Raw genomic sequence first — 17,375 nt, forward strand, 5'->3', positions numbered from 1 at the left:
TAACGGGAACAGGGGCGATTGACGCGCGCGCGCCATCCTATAGGGCGGGGCGGCGATGGAAAACAGGGGGCATGACGCGGCGACCGCGCAATTTCGGCTGGACTGGGTCGATGTGGCGCGCGGCATCGGCATCATCGCGGTGGTGGCGGGGCATATATGGACGCGCGGCCCGGTGCGCGATGCGCTCTACAGCTTCCACATGCCGCTTTTCTTCCTGCTGTCGGGCCTGTTGTCGCGGCCACGCCCCATCGGTGCCTTCACCCGGCGGCAGATCGTCAGCCAGATGCGGCCCTATGCCGCCTTCCTGATAGTGCTGCTGCTCGCCGACCAGATCATCGAGCCGATGAAGGGCAATGTGCCCATCTATCGCGACTGGCCGCAGGATATCGGCCCCATATTGCTGGGCGGAACATGGCTGGGCGGGCCGTTCATCATCTTCTGGTTCGTGCCCTGCCTGATGACGGCGCGGATCGCGTTCAATCTTGCGCTCAACCGCTGGCCCGATCCGCTCGACCGACGATGGGGGTTGTTGCTCGTGCCGCTGGCGCTGCTGGCCTATGGGCTGGGCTGGCTGTTCGATGTGTCTCCGTTGGGTCTGCTGACCGTGCCAATGGCCATATTGTTGCTCTGGGCCGGCGCGGCATGGCCGCATGTCCGCTGGCGCAATGGCCTGATCCTGCCCCTGGGGCTGCTGGCGACGGCGGGGCTGTCGGGCCTGTTCCCGACGCTCAACATGAAGGTCGCCGATTATGGTTGGCCGCTGCTGTCGATCGGCGCGGCGGTGGCGACATCCCTGCTGCTGTTCCGCCTGTCGGCGCGGATCGCGCGCTTTGCCTGGCCGCTGAGGCAGTTCGGCCGCGCCTCGCTGGTGATCATGTATCTGCATGGCGCGCTGATCCATTATTGCGGTCCTTCCCTGTCCAAAGCCTGGCTTTTCCTTCTCGCTCTCGTCCTGCCCCTTCTTGCCTGGCACCTGGTGCGGCTGACGCCGTTGCGGCGCGTTTTCCTCTAGCGCTTCAGTGAAGATGGCGCAGCTTGTCGGGGTTGCGCATCACATAGATGGCGCTGATCCGCCCATCCTCGATCGCGAGCGCGGTGGTCTGGATTTCGCCATCGGCCTCTCGCGTGACGAAGCCGGGCAGGCCGTTGATCCGGCAGGTGCGCAAAAGCGTCGACCCATATTTGCCGAACAGCACGCCCAGCGCCTTGTGCACCTGCATGACTTGCGCGAAGCCGAGCGCGGGGCGGACGGTCGCCGGGCGCTTGCCGCCGCCGTCGCTGTGCAGGCTGACGTCCTGCGCCAGCATTGCGCCGAGCGCGCCCATGTCGCCGCTGCGCGAAGCAGTAAAGAAGGCGTTGGCGATCTCCAGCCCGCGCGCCGCATCCATGCGATAGCGGGGGCGGGCGGCGCGGACATGGCCTCGCGCCCGCGCGGCGAGTTGCCGGCAGGCGGCGGTATCCCGGTCAATCGTGGCGGCTACCTCCTCAAAGCCCAGGCCGAAAACGTCGTGCAGCAGGAAGACGGCGCGCTCCAGTGGAGACAGTCGCTCGAGCGCCAGCATCAGCGGCAGGGTGATGTCATCGGGGTCCTCATCCCCGTCCTCCACCAGCGGTTCGGGGAGCCAGGGGCCGACATAGGTTTCGCGCCGCACCCGCGCGGATTTGAGATGATCGAGGCACAGGCGGGTGACGATGCGGCGGAGAAAGGCTTCGGGTTCGCGCACCGCGTCATGGTCCGCGCCCATCCAACGCAGGAAGGCGTCCTGCACCACATCCTCGGCGTCCGCCACGGAACCGAGCATGCGATAGGCGATGCGAGTGAGGCGGGGACGCAGCGGGGCGAAGCGCGCCGCCGCGTCCGTCTGCGTCCCCTGCGCCATCAGGCCGCCGCCTTGACGTGCGCCGCTTCGCGTGCCTTGGTCGCGGGGGTTTCGATCCACATGCCAAAGCCGACCGCGAGCCGGTTCCAGCCGTTGATGACGTTGATCGCCAGTGTCAATTGCACCTGTTCCTCCTCGCTGAACTCCCATTTTAGCGCTTCATGGGCGGCCTGCACCTCGGGTGCTTCGGACAGGCGCGTCATCGCTTCGGTCCAGCCCAGCGCGGCGCGTTCCCGATCGGTATAGCAAGGGGCGTCGCGCCAGGCGGAGAGGAGAAAGAGCCGCTGTTCGCTTTCCCCCTGCGCGCGGGCGTCGGCGCTATGCATGTTGAGGCAGTTGGCGCACTGGTTGATCTGCGACGCGCGGATCTTGACCAGTTCGACAAGCGCGGGTTCCAGCGCTTCGGCAATGGCGGTGCTGGCGGCGTACCAGGCCTTCATTTGCTGGGGCGCGGCGGTGAAGGGATCGAGCTTGGCAGTCATGATGCAGTCCTTTCGCTTGGAGTGTGCAATCATGACGAGACGGCGGCGAGGGATGTGACATGCCGCTGTGTTTTTTGCACCCGATGGGCCATGTGGACAGCAAGGCGAAGTTCACACGGTTTCGCCTGTTTTGGGCCGGAAGCGACCACGAAGCGACACCGAAGCGACCGCGAAGCGACCACAAGGCGACACCTGAGCGACGGGGGGCTTTGCCCGCCCCGGGCCGCGCAGGCAGGCATGTGCGGGTGGTGAAGAGCGGCGTCATCAACCAGTGTAGATCAGACGAAATCCTATTTTGGAAGAGATATGTGAGCAAGCAAAGCTGGCCCGCTTTGCGCACCAAAAAGGGCTGGCGCATGTCCGGTGCGCCAGCCCCTGTGGTTTTTCCTTCGCGAGATCCGAAGGCGATGCGGTCGCGACAAACCGCGCCGGGCGATCAGCCGTGCAGCTTCATCGCGGTTTCGGCGATGCGGCGGCCCTGATAGCGCGCGCCGTCCAGTTCTTCTTCGCTGGGCTGGCGGCTGCCGTCGCTGTCGGCCAGCGTGGTCGCGCCATAGGGCGATCCGCCGCGCACCTTGTCCACGCCCATCTGGCCCTGGAAACCATAGTCGAGGCCGACAATGGTCATGCCGAAATGCATGAGGTTGGTGATGATCGAGAAGAGTGTGACTTCCTGTCCGCCATGCTGGCTGGCCGTCGAAGTGAACGCGCCGCCGACTTTGCCATTGAGCGCGCCGCGCGCCCACAGGCCGCCGGCCTGGTCGAGGAAGGCCGCCATCTGGCTCGACATGCGGCCAAAGCGCGTGCCGGTGCCCACGATGATCGCGTCATAGTCAGCCAGTTCGTTGACGGTAGCGACCGGCGCGTCCTGATCCAGTTTGAAATGGGCATTTTTCGCGACGTCGAGCGGCGCGGTTTCGGGCACGCGCTTGATATCGACCTGCGCGCCGGCGGATGCTGCGCCTTCGGCCACGGCCTTCGCCATGGTTTCGATATGGCCGTAGGATGAATAATAAAGGACCAGAACCTTTGCCATCGTCATGTCTCCTTAGCTGAAATGGTTTGCGTGAAGGATGGCCGCCTGCGCGGGAGGGAGGAAGGCGCAGGCGGCCCGGCCCGTTCATGAGGGGGAGGGGAAAGAACGGGCCAAAGGGTTTCTAGATGCTGTCGACCAGCACGATTTCGGCATCTTCCAGCGCGGTGATGGTGATCGGACCGCCACTGGTGATTGCCGCGCCGTCGCGCGCCTCGAAAGGTTCGCCATCTATTTCGATCCGCCCGGTGGCGGGCACGAGATAGAGGTGACGACCGGGCGCGCTGTCATAGGTGATGCTGGTCCCCGCCTTGATCGTGCCGCCCAGCAGGCGGGCGTCGGCGCGGATGCGCAATGCTTCTGTGTCAGCATCATCGCCGCTCGCCAGCACGACCAGCTTGCCGGCACGGTCGCCCTTGGGGAAGGGCTTGGCGCCCCAGCTGGGCTGGCCGCCGCGGCTGCGCGGCATGATCCAGATCTGGAACAGGGTAGTGGTTTCATCCTCCAGATTATATTCGGCGTGACGGATGCCGGTGCCGGCCGACATTACCTGAACATCGCCGGCCGCCGTGCGGCCCTTGTTGCCCAGGCTGTCCTGGTGCGTGATCGCGCCGGTGCGGACATAGGTGATGATTTCCATGTCGCTGTGCGGATGCGGCGGAAAGCCGGAGCGCGGTCCGATCTCGTCATCATTCCAGACGCGGATCGCACCCCAGTGCATCCGTTCGTCGTCATAATAATCGGCGAAGGAAAAATGATGGCGCGCATTGAGCCAGCCATGGTCGGCATGGCCCAGCGACGCGAAGGGGCGGCGTTCGATGCGGCTCGCAGTGGTCGTGGTCATGGCAGATGCCTTTCATTTCAAAAGCCGGGGCTTCCGGCTTGCTTTCCGCCAATATAGCCATCAGGATCGTTTCCTGAACGAACAGCTTTGAAACGGATTGTTTCCAATGCGCCTTCCCGATTTTGAAGCCTGGGCGATGTTCGCCGCCGTGGTCGAGCATCGCAGCTTCACCGACGCGGCCAAGGCGCTGAGCGTGTCCAAGGCGACGGTGTCCAAGGCTGTGACGCGGCTGGAGGAGCATCTCGACACCAGCCTGTTCAACCGCACCAGCCGCCGCCTGGCGTTGACCGAAAGCGGCAAGCGGCTGGCCGATCATGCCCAGCGCATCCTCGCGGAGGGGCGGGCGGCCGAAGAGGCGGCGCGGGACGAGACGGCGGAATTGTCGGGCGTTGTGCGGCTGGGCGCGCCGATGACGTTCGGCCTGCTGCGCATCGCCCCGCTGGTGGCGCAGTTCACGAAAATGCATCCCCTGGTCGATATAGAACTGCATCTGTCGGACGCGAAGATCGACATCGTGGAGATGGGGTTGGATGCGACGATCCGCATTGCCGACATGCCCGACAGTTCGTTGCGGGCGCGGCGGCTGGCGGACGTCAACCTGCATGTGATCGCGTCGCCCGCCTATCTTGATGCGCGGGGGCGACCGGCGCATCCAAGCGACCTGGGCGTGCATGATTGCATCTGCTATTCCAATGTGACGCCGTCTGACGTCTGGCGATTTTCGGGGCCGGGCCAGCAGGTCGTGGCCGTGCAGGTGCGCGGGCGGCTGACGATCAACAGCGGGGAGGCGATGTTGCCGGCGCTGCGCGACGGGATCGGCATTGCGCGGTTGCCCGACTTCATCGTGGGCGAGGCGCTGGCGAAGGGCGAATTGGAAGAGATATTGATCGACTGGCGTTCGCCGCCGGTCGGGCTGCATCTGGTGACGCCGCCGTCTAGGCTTCGTCCGGCGAGGGTGGACGCGCTCATCGACTTCATTGCCAGCCACCATGGCTGTTAAGGATCACCGTCAACCTTTGTAAATTTTTTCTGCTGCAAATGGCATGTCTTAGCCTCGCGGCGGCCCGATGCTGTCGTTTCGCATGTGAATCTACCTTGACTTTGCGTGGGTGGAGCGGCGCTCAACCCTTTGTAAATAGATTCGTTTCCATGCGACTCGCCGGATTCCGCCGGTTAGTCAAAAATTAACCTTTGTCCTTCAGAAGTTTTTTGGTTAATGATTTAAAGCGGAAGCCGTTCTGGTGGGGTGAACGGGACTGCGACGCAAAGGGGCATTCATATGCGCGTGCTGCTGATTGAGGACGAACCGACCACTGCCAAGGCGATCGAGCTGATGCTCACGACTGAAGGCTTCAACGTCTATACCACGGATCTGGGCGAAGAGGGTTTGGACCTCGGCAAGCTCTATGATTACGACATCATCTGCCTGGACCTGAACCTTCCAGACATGCATGGCTATGACGTGCTCAAGAAATTGCGCGCGGCGAAAGTGCAGACCCCGGTTCTGATCTTGTCGGGCATCAGCGAGATGGACAGCAAGGTGCGGTCGTTCGGCTTTGGCGCGGACGATTATGTGACCAAGCCCTTCCACCGCGAGGAACTGATCGCGCGTATTCATGCGGTCGTGCGCCGGTCCAAGGGGCACAGCCAGTCGGTCATCCGCACCGGTAAGCTGTCGGTTAATCTGGACGCCAAGACGGTGGAAGTGGACGGCAATCGCGTCCACCTGACCGGCAAGGAATATGCGATGCTGGAGCTGCTCTCGCTGCGCAAGGGCACGACGCTGACCAAGGAAATGTTCCTGAACCACCTCTATGGCGGGATGGACGAGCCGGAACTCAAGATCATCGACGTCTTCATCTGCAAGCTGCGCAAGAAGCTGGCGCTGGCCTGCGGCGGCGACAATTATATCGAGACCGTCTGGGGTCGTGGCTATGTGCTGCGCGATCCCGACGAAGTCGAGGAAACGCAGGCCAAGGTCGCCTGACGCTGACGGAATAAACGACGCAAAAGGCCGGGCTCCAACAGGAGGCCGGCCTTTTCCGTTTCCAGTAGGGTGCAGGCAAGCAATCTTAACGGCTTGGTCACCTTATGCCGTGTAGCGCGGCGGTGAAGGAGTTTCCGTTTGATGGGTCAGGCCACGCATAGTCCCGAAGCAGCATGGGATGCCATCTGCCGTTCCCAGGCGGTGATAGAATTCGACCCGTCCGGCGTCGTGCTGTGGGCCAATGACCGGTTCCTGGCGACCATGGGCTATGCGCTGGAGGAAATACAGGGGCAGCACCACTGCATCTTCTGCGAGCCGGGCTATGGCGACACGCCGGCCTATGCCGAATTCTGGCGCAAGCTGGGGCGGGGCGAATATGATGCGGGCGAATATCGCCGCGTGGGCAAGGGGGGCCGCCTCGTCTGGTTGCAGGCGACCTATAATCCGGTTTTTCACAGCGACGGATCGGTCGACCGCATCCTCAAGATCGCGACCGATAATTCGGCGGCGCATCAGTTGCGGACGGAATTGCGCCATACGGTCGATGGGCTGGCCGCTATCGTCAACAGCATCGGGTTGATCGCCAACCAGACCAACATGCTGGCGCTCAACGCCAGCATCGAGGCGGCGCGGGCGGGCGAGGCGGGCAAGGGCTTTGCCGTCGTTGCGGCTGAGGTCAAGAAATTGGCCGGCGACACGCGCAACGCCACCGATCGGGCGCGGGCGATGGTGACGGCCGCGCGATAGAAGCGTCAGAAGGCCAGCGAGAGCTTGCCATAATAAAAGCCGCCGCTGATGCCATAAGGGGCATAGCTGTTGTACAGCGCAAAGCCCGACGCGCCCTGGTTCACGGCGCTGAGCTTTGTCGGATAGATGTTGAAGAGGTTGTTGGCCCCGGCCGCGAGGCGAACGCCAGCGGCCAGCTGTTGGCTATATTCCAGGTCGAATAATATCTTGGGCGCAATATGCTCATCGGGATAGAAGGTCGCGCCGTCCACGGTAACGGTCCGCGCGGCGGCCTGCGTCACATCGCCATAGCGGGTCGCGCGCAGGTTGAGCGTGGCTTCTCCCCGCGTCCAGTTCAGGTTGGCGATGATCTTGCTGCGCGGCGTGCCCCTGGTGACATCGCCCTGACGCGCGCGGTCGATCAGATTTACCCCCAAGTCGGCCAGCACCTGCGGCACGTCCAGACGGGTGAAGATCGTCCTGTTGATATTGCCGGACAAGGTCACGAGCGCGCTGCCCAGCGCGCCCAGGTCCGCCCGCCAGTTGGCGACGACATCGATTCCGCGCGTGCGTGTGCTGGCTGCGTTCGAAAAGTAGAATCCGCTCTGCACCGGATCGAGGCCCCGGGTGAGCAACAACTCGCCAAGGACATTATAGCCGCTGGCGCGCGTCGCATCGGGAAGGCCCGACAGGATGCCGCCCAGCAGGATACGATCCCGAATGCGGATCTGATAGGCGTCGATCGTCATGCTGAGCCGGGGCAGGGGCGCAAGCACCAGCCCGGCGGAGAGGTTGGTCGATCGTTCGGGCCGCAGCGGTTGCGCGCCCCAGGCGATGGCGACCGGATCATCGACCTGAAGCGCACGGACCGGGGCGAGGCGGGTGGTGGTTTCCCCGGGGAACAGCACGCCGATCGTACTGGACGAGGCGTAATAGCGTTGCTGGAGCGTTGGCGCGCGAAAGCCTGTGCTGACCGTGCCGCGCAGGGCGATGCCGCGCAGGGGCTCGATCCGGGTCGAGATTTTCCATGTGTTGGTGGTGCCGAAGTCGGAATAATCCTCATGCCGGGCGGCCAGCGCGACCTCCACACCCTGTGCGACCTTCTGTTCCAGGTTGAGATAGGCCGACCAGTTATGGCGGCGATACCGGCCCGCGCTGTCGGGGGTGAAGCCGGTGACGCCCTGCGCGCCCGGCGTGCGCGTCGCGCCGGCGAAGGGCGCGCCGGGGGGCGAACGATAGCCGCCGTCGGCATGGGAAGCAGGGTCGCCAGCCGCGATGCGATAGCGATTTTCGCGATATTCCGCACCGATCGCGAGCAGCAGCGGTTCGGCAAGGCCCAGCGGCACGTCGCGTTGCACGTCGATATTGCTGGTCCATTCGGTGGCTGTCACGGCCCCTAGGAAGAAGCGGGTCGGGCTGGTCGGCCCGAATGAAACGTTGAGCGACTGTTCGGAATAACGCCCTTCATTGCGGGCATAGCTGGTGCTGAGGTCATAGCGGAAGCCGGCGGGGCCATCACCGCGCAGGCCGCCGGTCACCTGGCTGTCGCGATCCTGGATGGAAAGATGGGGGATATAGCCTTCGGGATAGATGTCCGGGATGCTGAGGATGGAGTTGGGCGGACGATAGGTCAGATAGGCGTCGGCACGGCGGCGCGACCAGGTGCCGTGGCTGTACAGTTCCGATGCGCCCAGCGGCATGACGGCATGATAGGCCAGATTGACGCCGGACACCTGTGGCTGGCCCGGCTTGTTGCGCATCCGGTCGGCGGTGGCTTCACGGGGGTCGCCGGGGAAATAGAGGCTGGAGGTAATCGGGCCGCCCCGGACGGTGCGGCCCTGAAGAACCCCGTCGGCGGCGAGGTGGATCGTGCCGCGGCCGATCGCAAAGCCTTTGTCGACCTGAAAGCGGCCTTGTTCGCCGCCGCCGTTCCAAGTTCCGCCGCCCACGATCGACGCGCCGCCCCGCCTGTCGTCCTTGAGCAGGATATTGACGACGCCGGCGATTGCGTCCGATCCATAATGCGCCGACGCGCCGTCGCGCAGCACCTCTATCCGTTCGATCATGTTGGACGGGATGAGGTCGAGATCGGGGGGCGACTGGCCATTCTGGGTCGTGCCGTTGATGAACAGGGTCGCGCTGTTGTGCCGCCGCTTGCCGTTGACCAGCACGAGCAACTGGTCACCGGCAAGCCCGCGCAGCGACAATGTCTTGATCGCGAAACTCGCGCCCGCGCCGCTGTTGGATACGGATATGGCGGGGACCAGCGCGCCGAGCAGGTCGCGGACCGACTGCCGGCCATTCGCCTCCATGGCGCGCGCCGAAAGGATGTCGATGGGCACCATGCTGTCGGCGACGGTTCGGGTGACAAGGCGCGTGCCGGTGACGATGATCGGTGTGACGTCCGTGACCGGACCGGACACTGGCGCAGAAGCGGCCTGGGCGAGCTGAAAGGATAGCGGGCTTTGCCGCGCGGTGGCGCGAGACGGCGCGGCAAGCGCGATCACTCCTGCGCTCGTCTGCGTCATGCGCAACTGCGTGCCGGCGAGCAGTTTTTGCAGCGCCTGCCCCGTCGTCATCCATCCTTCGACCCGGCGGCTGCGGATGGCCGATACTTCCTCATAAGGAAAGAGGATGCGCACGCCGGTTTGCGAGGATAGTTGACGCAGCGCGCCGCTGAGCGGCTGGACATGAATGTCGAAGCGGTGCCGCTGATCCAATATCCTGTCCGGCGGCGGATTGGCTCGTGTCGGCAGCGTCGAACAGCATAGCAGCATAAGCCCGGCCAGGGCTTGAACGAGGCGCATGGCCAATCCCCCTTGTCGCCCGCCCCGTCGCGCGGTCATCAAGGAGAAACGGACTGCGCCGACCGACCCGCCATGGCGGCGGAGCAGACTGCCGTGCGATATTTACAGGCGGGGCAGGGTGACGCCCTGTTGCCCCATATATTTGCCCGCGCGGTCGGCATAGCTGACTTCGCACGGTTCGTTGCCCCGGAGGAACAGGAACTGGCACGCGCCTTCATTGGCGTAGATTTTCGCCGGCAGCGGCGTCGTATTGGAAAATTCCAGCGTCACATGCCCTTCCCAGCCGGGTTCCAGCGGGGTCACGTTCACAATGATGCCGCACCGCGCATAAGTGGATTTGCCAAGGCAGATCACCAGCACGTCGCGCGGCACGCGGAAATATTCGACCGTGCGGGCGAGCGCGAAGCTGTTGGGCGGGATGATGCAGCAATCGGTCTTGCGATCGACGAAATTCTTGGGGTCGAAATCCTTGGGATCGACGATCGTGCTGTCGACATTGGTGAAAATCTTGAATTCGTCGGCCACACGCGCGTCATAGCCGTAGGAGGACAGGCCGTAGCTGATGCTGCCCTCGCGCTTCTGGCTTTCGACGAACGGTTCGATCATGCCGGTCGAAAGCGCCCGTTCGCGTATCCATTTGTCGGAAAGAATGGCCATGTCTGTCAGCTCTTTTTGGCAGGGGCGATGCCCAGGTCCATGGGACCAAAGGCATGGGGAAGGAGATCGGGCAGGGTGAGCGCGAGCACGCGGTCGCCACTGGGCGTCGCGCAATGGATGACGAGCGGGCGGCCGGCCATTTGTTCGGCCTCGTTCATCACCTGCCGGCAGCGGCCGCAGGGGGTGACCAGCGCTTCCTGTTCACTGTCCATCGCGCCGCCCACCACCGCGATGGCGGCGACATCGGCAAAGCGTCCCTGCGCGTTGACGGTAGCGAGCGCGACCGTTTCGGCGCAGAGCGACAGGCCGTAGCTCGCATTTTCGAAATTGCAGCCGGTGACGATGCTGCCATCGGTCAGGCGCACCGCCGCGCCGACGGCAAAGCGGCTATAGGGCGCATGGGCATGGGCCATCGCTCCGCGTGCGGCGGCGATCAAAGCCTGCGTTTCGGAATCATCACCCATTATCGCGCCACCACATTCCATCGCACCGGACCATCGACGCCGTCGATATGCCGCAAGTCGGTGGCTGTCCACATCACCCAGGGCCGGCTGGCATAATCGGGCGGGAAGAAATTGCCGTCCAGCCACAAGGTGCGATTGATGCCCGAACCGATATCATAGGCGTTGTCGAAATCTTCGGTCACGTTGAGCAGCGCCGGCTTGCCCGCCTGCCCCTCCACCAGGTTGATGAGCGTGTTGAGGTTGGAGAGCAGCAGGTCGCGACCCGGCCGCTCGGCGCATCCCGGCGCGAAGGCAAGGCGGATGACCGGGGGCAGGGCGGCATTGTCGCGCGGCACTGTTGTCATGAAGCCGGTCGCCTGGTCGATCGGGCTGCGGCAGGCGCTATATTCGATCATCGCGCCATAGCGCATGCCCGCCGCGCGCGCGCCGCGCCAGTTTGTGGCGAAGGCCGGATCACGCCCGTCCTGTGCCCGCACCGCACGGATATAGGCGAAGTCCGCCCCTTGCGCGGCGAGCGTGCCCCAATCGACCGGGCCATCGGTCGACCCGATCGTCACCCCCTGCACCGGATATTCGTCCCGACCCGGCGCCCAGGCGCGGGCATAGAGCCACAATGCCAGCGCCAGCATCGCGATCAGCGCCAGTCCCGCCCCGATGCGGACCAGCATGCCCCCGAACGTCAAACCCCTGATCCCACTACCCCTTGATATGCAGCACGCAAATCAGCGTAAACAGCCGCCGCGCTGTGTCGAAATCGACCTTGATCTTGCCCTCCAGCCGCTCGATCAGCATGTCGGCGGCATCATTGTGGATGGCGCGGCGCGCCATGTCGACTGTTTCGATCTGCTGGGGCGATGCGTTGCTGATTGCCTGATAATAGCTGTCGCAAATGGCGAAATAATCGCGGATCGGGCGGCGAAACCGACCGAGGCTGAGGATGATCGCTTCGAGCGGACTGTCGTCCTGCCGGTTGATTTCGATGACCAGCCGCCCCTCCTCGACCCGCAGCACGACCTTGTAAGGGCCGGCATAGCCGTCAGGATGGGCACGCTGGGGCGCGAAATGATTATCCTCCAGCAGGTCGAAGATCGCGATGCGCCGTTCCTGCTCCACATCGGCATTGCGCCACAGGATCGTGCGCTCGTCGAGCTTGATGTCTATGATGCGCGGATCGGCCATATGCGAGCGCATAGTCAGTGCGGCGGCGCGCGCTCAAATGCAAGCGGGACTTATCCACAACTGCGTCCCCATGGCCCCTTGCGCCCGTCGCGCGGTGGGAGGAAAGAGGGGCTATGGTCGAACTGCTGAAAATCAATCCCGCCGACAATGGCGGCGCCGAACTGCCGCGCAATGTGGAGGCTGAGGCTGCCTTGCTGGGCGCCATCATGATCGACAATCGCATCGCCGAGGATGTGCAGCTCAAGCTCAAGGCCGAGCATTTTTTCGAGCCGCTGCACGGGCGTATCTATGATGCGATCATGCGCCTGCTGGACAAGGACATGGTCGCCAATCCGGTAACGCTCAAACCCATGCTGGAACAGGATCCGGCATTGAAGGAACTGGGCGGCGCGGCCTATCTGGCGCAGCTGACTGGCAATGGCGCGGCGCTGATCGGCGCGCGCGACTTCGCCAGCCAGATTTACGACCTGGCGCTGTTGCGGGAATTGGTGAGCGTCGGGCGCGAACTGGTTGAAAACGCGCTGGATACCAGCGAGGACGTCAACCCGCGCGAGCAGATCGAAGCGGCCGAGGTCGCTTTGTACAAGGTGTCGGAAGGCGAGGGCGAGACCGGATCGGTCAAGAGTTTCCTGATGGCGTCGACCATGGCGGTTCAGGTGGCAGAGCGCGCGCTCAACAGCGGCGGGCATGTGTCTGGGATCACGACCGGGATCAACAGCCTCAACGCCAAGATCGGTGGTCTGCACAATTCCGACCTCATGATCCTGGCCGGGCGACCGGGCATGGGCAAGACGTCGCTGGCAACCAACATCGCCTATAATGCCGCGTCGCGATGGGTGCGCGACAATGCCGACGGCATTCCGCCCGAAAAGAATATGGGGGCCAAGACTGCGTTCTTCAGCCTTGAAATGTCCGCCGACCAGCTGGCGACGCGCGTTCTGGCCGAACAGTCGGGCATTTCGGGTGAAGCGCTGCGCATGGGCAAGATCAGCCGCGCGGATTTCCAGAATCTGTCCCGCGCCGCGCGCGAGTTGCAGGAATTGCCGTTGTTCATCGACGATACGCCGGGCCTGACCATCGCGGCGCTGCGCACGCGCGCGCGGCGGTTGAAGCGGCGGCACGACATCGGGTTTATCGTGGTCGATTATCTTCAGCTGCTACAGGGCACGGGCCGGGGCGACGGCAACCGCGTCAACGAGATTTCGGAAATCTCGCGCGGATTGAAGACGTTGGCGAAGGAATTGCATGTGCCGGTGCTGGCGCTTTCCCAGCTCAGCCGCGCGGTCGAACAGCGCGAGGACAAGCGGCCGCAGCTGTCCGACCTGCGCGAATCCGGGTCGATCGAGCAGGATGCGGACATGGTGTGGTTCGTGTTCCGCGAGGACTATTACGAGGCCGCCAAGGAGCCCAAGCCCGACGACGAGGCCGCCTATGCCGCGTGGAAAGAGAATATGGAGCGCATCTATGGCCTGGCCGAGGTGATCGTCGCCAAGCAGCGCCACGGTTCCACCGGCCGTATCCGCATGAAGTTCGACGCGAAGATCACCCGCTTTTCCGATGTCGCCGACGATGGCTATCAGGATATGAGCTATGAGTGACGCCGGCTTGCCGTAGATCCGTTCGTTTCGAGCGAAGTCGAGAAACCTGAAGCACACGCATGGCCGCTTCTCGACTTCGCTCCAAGCAAATGGAGCGGGCTTATGCCCCCTTCGCCGCCTTTGCCCGTGCCGCCACGCGCTGTTCCAGCATCGACAATGGCATCGCGCCTTCCTCAAGAATGGCGTGGAACTGCTTGATATCGAAGGCATCGCCCAGTTCGGCCTGCGCGGCCGCGCGCGCCTTGGTCCACACGCCATGGCCGACCTTGTAACTGGTCGCCTGGCCCGGCTGGGTGCAATAACGTTCGACTTCGCGCTGGCAGCGGGGGCGGGCAAAGCCGGTCTTTTCCACCATATAGTCCGTCGCCTTTTCCCGGCTCCACCGTTTGGCGTGGATGCCGGTGTCGACCACCAGCCGCGCCGCGCGGAACAGGAAGGACTGAAGATAGCCGGCGCGATCGAGCGGCGTAGCATAGCCGCCTAGTTCATCGGCCAGCTGTTCGGCATAGAGCGCCCAGCCTTCGGTATAGGCGCTCATGAAGGCGGTCTTGCGCAGCATCGGAATGTCGCCGGCGGTCTGCGCGGTGGAAATCTGAAGATGATGCCCCGGCACCCCTTCATGATAGGTGAGCGCGGGCAGGCCATATTTGGGCCAGTCGCCCAGATCCTTGAGGTTGATGAAATAGATGGCCGGGCGCGACCCGTCGAGCGCCGCGCGGTTATAATAGCCGTTGGAGGCGCCATCCTGAATTTCCACCGGCACCGCGCGGATTTCCAGCTTCGTGTCGGGAATGGTCGTGAAGGCTTGCGGCAGTTTCGCCTTCATCGCGTCGAGGTCGCGGTTGAGCTGTGCCAGCAGGGCGGAGCGCCCATCCGTGCTGTCGGCATAAAGCTGTGACGGTTCGACGTTGAGCTTCGCCAGCCGCTCGCCCACGGTGCCGCTGCTATAGCCGGCGTCTTTCAGAATGCCGTCCAGTTGCGCGCTGATATCGGCGACCTGCTCCAGCCCCATGGCGTGAATCTGGTCGGCGCTAAGATCGGTCGTCGTGGCCTGCTTGAGCGCGGCGGCATAGATTTCATCGCCGCGCGGCGTGCGCCAGACGCCATCGCCCGCCGCGGTCTTGCCCTTGAGCGCCTCGATCGCGGCGATCTGCTCATCGAGCGCGGGATAGATCGCTTTTTCCACGACTCCGGTGGCCTGCGCCTGCCAGTCGCCGCTGATGCCCTTGGCGGACGCGCGCTTGACCAGCGACTGCACCATCGAGCTTTGCGCAGCGGGCTGGCCGCGCAGTTTCTTCAACTGGCCGAGCGTCAGGTCCAGCGACCATGCCGGAGCAAGATAGCCGCGCGCGGCTTCGTCCCGCTGAAGCGCGGTGTCGGTCCGCAGGTTGCGCGCGAAGGCGTCCAGCCGGGCGACATAGGCATCGCAATCGGCGCTGTCGTTGATGGTGTGCGCGGTGTTGAGGAAATCGGGCACCCGGAAGTAGCTGCCGCCCTGCTGAAAGATGCGATACGGCCGCTGCACGCTGTTGAGGCCGAACGTGCCCGGCGCGACCGTCTGCTGCCCCAGCGAATAGAGGATGACGTCGAGGTTCAGGCGCTGCGCGTCGGACAGGTTCGCGCCTTGGAAACCCTCCAGTTCCCTGATCGCCGCCTGCGTCGCCGCCAGGTCCTTCATCATGCCCGACTTGCTGTTGTCGTCGAGCTGGCTCTTCGCACCGGCGCGGGCGCCCTTGTCGAGGCCCAGGCTGGTGACGAACATGGGCGAGCGGTCGAGCGCGCGCTCGAAAATCGCGGCGAAGGCGGCGGAGAGGCGGGCGTCGTCGCCATTGCCGGACATGCCGGCCGCCTGCGCAAAGACGCGGGGCGTGGCGGCGGCCAGAGCGGAGGCTCCGGCGGTGGAGAGAAACAGGCGGCGGTCCATGATGGGGCGACTCCCTAATGTCGATAGGGCTGTGTTATCGCCATGCCACGGCCCGCCGTCCAGTCCGTTATATTTCAATGGGATCAGGCCGCGCCCTGAACCTTATCCTGCGTTTTCGTGTCGAAATCGCTGGCGTCATGGCGTTCGTGCAATTGCTCTTCCAGCGGGCCGTTGGCCTTATTCACCATGCGGCCGCGCTTGACGGCGGGGCGGGCGTCAATCTGCTTGGCCCAGCGCACCACATTCTTGTAGCTCGCGACGTCCAGAAACTCCCCGGCGTCATAGGCGCGGCCCAGCACCAGTCCGCCATACCAGGGCCAGATGGCGATATCGGCAATGCTGTAATCCTCGCCCGCCATATAGTCATTGTCCGCCAGATGCCGGTCAAGCACGTCCAGCTGGCGCTTCACCTCCATCGTGTAGCGATTGATCGGATATTCGTATTTTTCCGGCGCATAGGCGTAAAAATGGCCAAAGCCGCCGCCCAGCAGCGGACCGGCGCCCATCTGCCAGAACAGCCAGCTGAGCGCGGCAGTGCGCGCGGCGGGGTCTGTCGGCAGGAACTTGCCGAACTTTTCGGCAAGATAGAGCAGGATCGCGCCGGATTCGAACACCCGCTGCGGCGGAGAGACACTATGGTCCATGAGCGCCGGAATCTTGCTGTTGGGATTGACGGCGACGAAGCCGCTGGAAAACTGGTCGCCATCGCCGATCTTGATAAGCCAGGCGTCATAGTCCGCCGCGCTGACGCCGGCCTCCAGCAACTCCTCCAGCATGATCGCGGCCTTCTGGCCATTGGGCGTTGCGAGCGAATAGAGTTGCAGCTTGTGCTTACCTACCGGCAGGTCCTTGTCATGAGTGGGACCGGCGATCGGGCGGTTGATACTAGCAAATTGACCGCCGCTGGCCTTGTCCCAGGTCCAGACCTTGGGCGGGGTATAGGGGGTATCGCTCATCGAAAATTCCTTCTGACGCCGAAAGATGGGCGACAGGTAAGAAGCGGCGGGGGAGGCGGCAAGGCGTCCATCCGCCGCCATGGTCGCCCTGGCGCAGGACGGTCGATAAATTTTGTTCCGCGCGCCATAAAAAAGCTGTGCAATGCCCCTTGACGCTCGGCCCGCGCAGGCCATATTCGCGTCGCTAGCACTCGACATCGAAGAGTGCTAACACAGGAAAGTTCATCGGGAGAAGGACCGGCGCGACGGATCAGCGGGCCTCTGGGCTTCGCCACCGCCGCTATCCCCTCCCATCGCCAAGGGAAAGGCACTTAACATGGCATTTCGTCCGTTGCACGACCGTGTTCTCGTTCGCCGCGTAGAAGCGGAAGAGAAGACTGCTGGTGGCATCATCATCCCCGACACCGCCAAGGAAAAGCCGCAGGAAGGCGAAATCGTGTCCGTCGGCACCGGTTCCAAGGCCGAAGACGGCAAGGTCACGCCGCTGGACGTCAAGACCGGCGACCGCATCCTGTTCGGCAAATGGTCGGGCACCGAAGTCAAGGTCGATGGCGAAGACCTGCTCATCATGAAGGAAAGCGACATTCTGGGCGTCATCGCCTGATCGCATCCCGCTTTTCCTAATATTCCCACTCATTCGAAAGGTAGAAGATCATGGCAGCGAAGGACGTAAAGTTTTCGCGTGACGCGCGTGAGCGCATCCTGCGTGGCGTCGACATCCTGGCCGACGCGGTCAAGGTGACCCTGGGCCCCAAGGGCCGCAACGTCGTCATCGACAAGAGCTTCGGCGCACCCCGCATCACCAAGGACGGTGTTTCGGTCGCCAAGGAAATCGAAC

The 17,375-nt window shown here is 63.7% G+C and carries 18 protein-coding genes; 7 read left to right on the forward strand and 11 right to left on the reverse strand.

What is annotated here, in order from left to right:
- Positions 1 to 55: 55 nt before the first annotated feature.
- The gene (locus B2V90_RS15080; protein WP_228220342.1) at positions 56 to 1,012 is read left to right on the forward strand and encodes an acyltransferase family protein; all 957 of its coding nucleotides are present in this window, start codon (positions 56 to 58) and stop codon (positions 1,010 to 1,012) included.
- Positions 1,013 to 1,016: 4 nt separating this feature from the next.
- Here B2V90_RS15080 and B2V90_RS15085 read toward each other — a convergent pair whose 3' ends face one another.
- From B2V90_RS15085 to B2V90_RS15100, 4 genes are all read right to left on the reverse strand, one after another.
- Complete coding sequence (locus B2V90_RS15085; protein WP_228220341.1) at positions 1,017 to 1,880, reverse strand: sigma-70 family RNA polymerase sigma factor; 864 nt, start codon at positions 1,878 to 1,880, stop codon at positions 1,017 to 1,019.
- Positions 1,880 to 2,362 carry a carboxymuconolactone decarboxylase family protein gene (locus tag B2V90_RS15090; protein ID WP_009821384.1) on the reverse strand — a complete coding sequence of 161 codons (483 nt, stop codon included), beginning with the start codon at positions 2,360 to 2,362 and terminating at the stop codon, positions 1,880 to 1,882. Before B2V90_RS15090 ends, B2V90_RS15085 begins: the two co-directional genes overlap by 1 nt.
- Positions 2,363 to 2,798: 436 nt before the next feature.
- Positions 2,799 to 3,398: an NAD(P)H:quinone oxidoreductase gene (gene wrbA, locus B2V90_RS15095; RefSeq protein WP_228220339.1), complete on the reverse strand. Its 600-nt coding sequence runs from the start codon at positions 3,396 to 3,398 to the stop codon at positions 2,799 to 2,801.
- A gap of 121 nt (positions 3,399 to 3,519) precedes the next feature.
- Positions 3,520 to 4,239: a pirin family protein gene (locus B2V90_RS15100; protein ID WP_228220338.1), complete on the reverse strand. Its 720-nt coding sequence runs from the start codon at positions 4,237 to 4,239 to the stop codon at positions 3,520 to 3,522.
- Between the two features lie 106 nt (positions 4,240 to 4,345).
- On the opposite strand from B2V90_RS15100, the gene B2V90_RS15105 reads away from it, so the two are divergent.
- The 3 genes from B2V90_RS15105 to B2V90_RS15115 all read left to right on the forward strand — a co-directional run bounded on the left by B2V90_RS15105 (position 4,346) and on the right by B2V90_RS15115 (position 6,973).
- Positions 4,346 to 5,239: a LysR family transcriptional regulator gene (locus B2V90_RS15105; protein WP_228220337.1), complete on the forward strand. Its 894-nt coding sequence runs from the start codon at positions 4,346 to 4,348 to the stop codon at positions 5,237 to 5,239.
- Positions 5,240 to 5,518: 279 nt separating this feature from the next.
- Positions 5,519 to 6,226 carry a response regulator transcription factor CtrA gene (ctrA, locus tag B2V90_RS15110; protein ID WP_009821390.1) on the forward strand — a complete coding sequence of 236 codons (708 nt, stop codon included), beginning with the start codon at positions 5,519 to 5,521 and terminating at the stop codon, positions 6,224 to 6,226.
- A gap of 141 nt (positions 6,227 to 6,367) precedes the next feature.
- A complete protein-coding gene (locus B2V90_RS15115) occupies positions 6,368 to 6,973 on the forward strand; it encodes a methyl-accepting chemotaxis protein (protein ID WP_228220336.1) in 606 nt (201 codons plus the stop codon).
- A 5-nt stretch (positions 6,974 to 6,978) separates the two neighbouring features.
- Here B2V90_RS15115 and B2V90_RS15120 read toward each other — a convergent pair whose 3' ends face one another.
- From B2V90_RS15120 to B2V90_RS15140, 5 genes are all read right to left on the reverse strand, one after another.
- Positions 6,979 to 9,759: a TonB-dependent receptor plug domain-containing protein gene (locus tag B2V90_RS15120; protein ID WP_228220335.1), complete on the reverse strand. Its 2,781-nt coding sequence runs from the start codon at positions 9,757 to 9,759 to the stop codon at positions 6,979 to 6,981.
- 102 nt (positions 9,760 to 9,861) lie between these two features.
- The gene (gene dcd / locus B2V90_RS15125) at positions 9,862 to 10,416 is read right to left on the reverse strand and encodes a dCTP deaminase (RefSeq protein ID WP_228220334.1); all 555 of its coding nucleotides are present in this window, start codon (positions 10,414 to 10,416) and stop codon (positions 9,862 to 9,864) included.
- Positions 10,417 to 10,421: 5 nt separating this feature from the next.
- Positions 10,422 to 10,880: a cytidine deaminase gene (locus B2V90_RS15130; RefSeq protein WP_228220333.1), complete on the reverse strand. Its 459-nt coding sequence runs from the start codon at positions 10,878 to 10,880 to the stop codon at positions 10,422 to 10,424.
- A complete protein-coding gene (locus tag B2V90_RS15135) occupies positions 10,880 to 11,548 on the reverse strand; it encodes a GH25 family lysozyme (RefSeq protein ID WP_228220332.1) in 669 nt (222 codons plus the stop codon). The genes B2V90_RS15130 and B2V90_RS15135 overlap by 1 nt, the downstream gene beginning before the upstream one ends.
- Before the next feature lie 28 nt (positions 11,549 to 11,576).
- Positions 11,577 to 12,059: a UPF0262 family protein gene (locus B2V90_RS15140; RefSeq protein WP_009821396.1), complete on the reverse strand. Its 483-nt coding sequence runs from the start codon at positions 12,057 to 12,059 to the stop codon at positions 11,577 to 11,579.
- 113 nt (positions 12,060 to 12,172) lie between these two features.
- Here B2V90_RS15140 and B2V90_RS15145 point away from each other — a divergent pair, with 113 nt between their 5' ends.
- A complete protein-coding gene (locus B2V90_RS15145; protein WP_009821397.1) occupies positions 12,173 to 13,657 on the forward strand; it encodes a replicative DNA helicase in 1,485 nt (494 codons plus the stop codon).
- A gap of 100 nt (positions 13,658 to 13,757) precedes the next feature.
- Here the strand turns inward: B2V90_RS15145 and B2V90_RS15150 are convergent, their stop codons facing one another.
- Complete coding sequence (locus tag B2V90_RS15150; RefSeq protein ID WP_228220331.1) at positions 13,758 to 15,581, reverse strand: DUF885 domain-containing protein; 1,824 nt, start codon at positions 15,579 to 15,581, stop codon at positions 13,758 to 13,760.
- A gap of 83 nt (positions 15,582 to 15,664) precedes the next feature.
- A complete protein-coding gene (yghU, locus tag B2V90_RS15155) occupies positions 15,665 to 16,537 on the reverse strand; it encodes a glutathione-dependent disulfide-bond oxidoreductase (RefSeq protein ID WP_228220330.1) in 873 nt (290 codons plus the stop codon).
- 316 nt (positions 16,538 to 16,853) lie between these two features.
- Between yghU and groES the strand changes: the two genes are divergently transcribed.
- Together groES and B2V90_RS15165 are read left to right on the forward strand one after the other, a co-directional pair.
- Entirely contained in the window at positions 16,854 to 17,141 is a 288-nt protein-coding gene (gene groES, locus B2V90_RS15160; RefSeq protein ID WP_009821400.1) for a co-chaperone GroES, read from the forward strand.
- Between the two features lie 50 nt (positions 17,142 to 17,191).
- The coding region (locus tag B2V90_RS15165; RefSeq protein WP_293922062.1) for a TCP-1/cpn60 chaperonin family protein at positions 17,192 to 17,375 on the forward strand (184 nt) is incomplete at its 3' end.

It is taken from the genome of Sphingobium sp. UBA5915, assembly GCF_002431195.1.
Classification (GTDB): Bacteria; Pseudomonadota; Alphaproteobacteria; order Sphingomonadales; family Sphingomonadaceae; genus Sphingobium; species Sphingobium soli.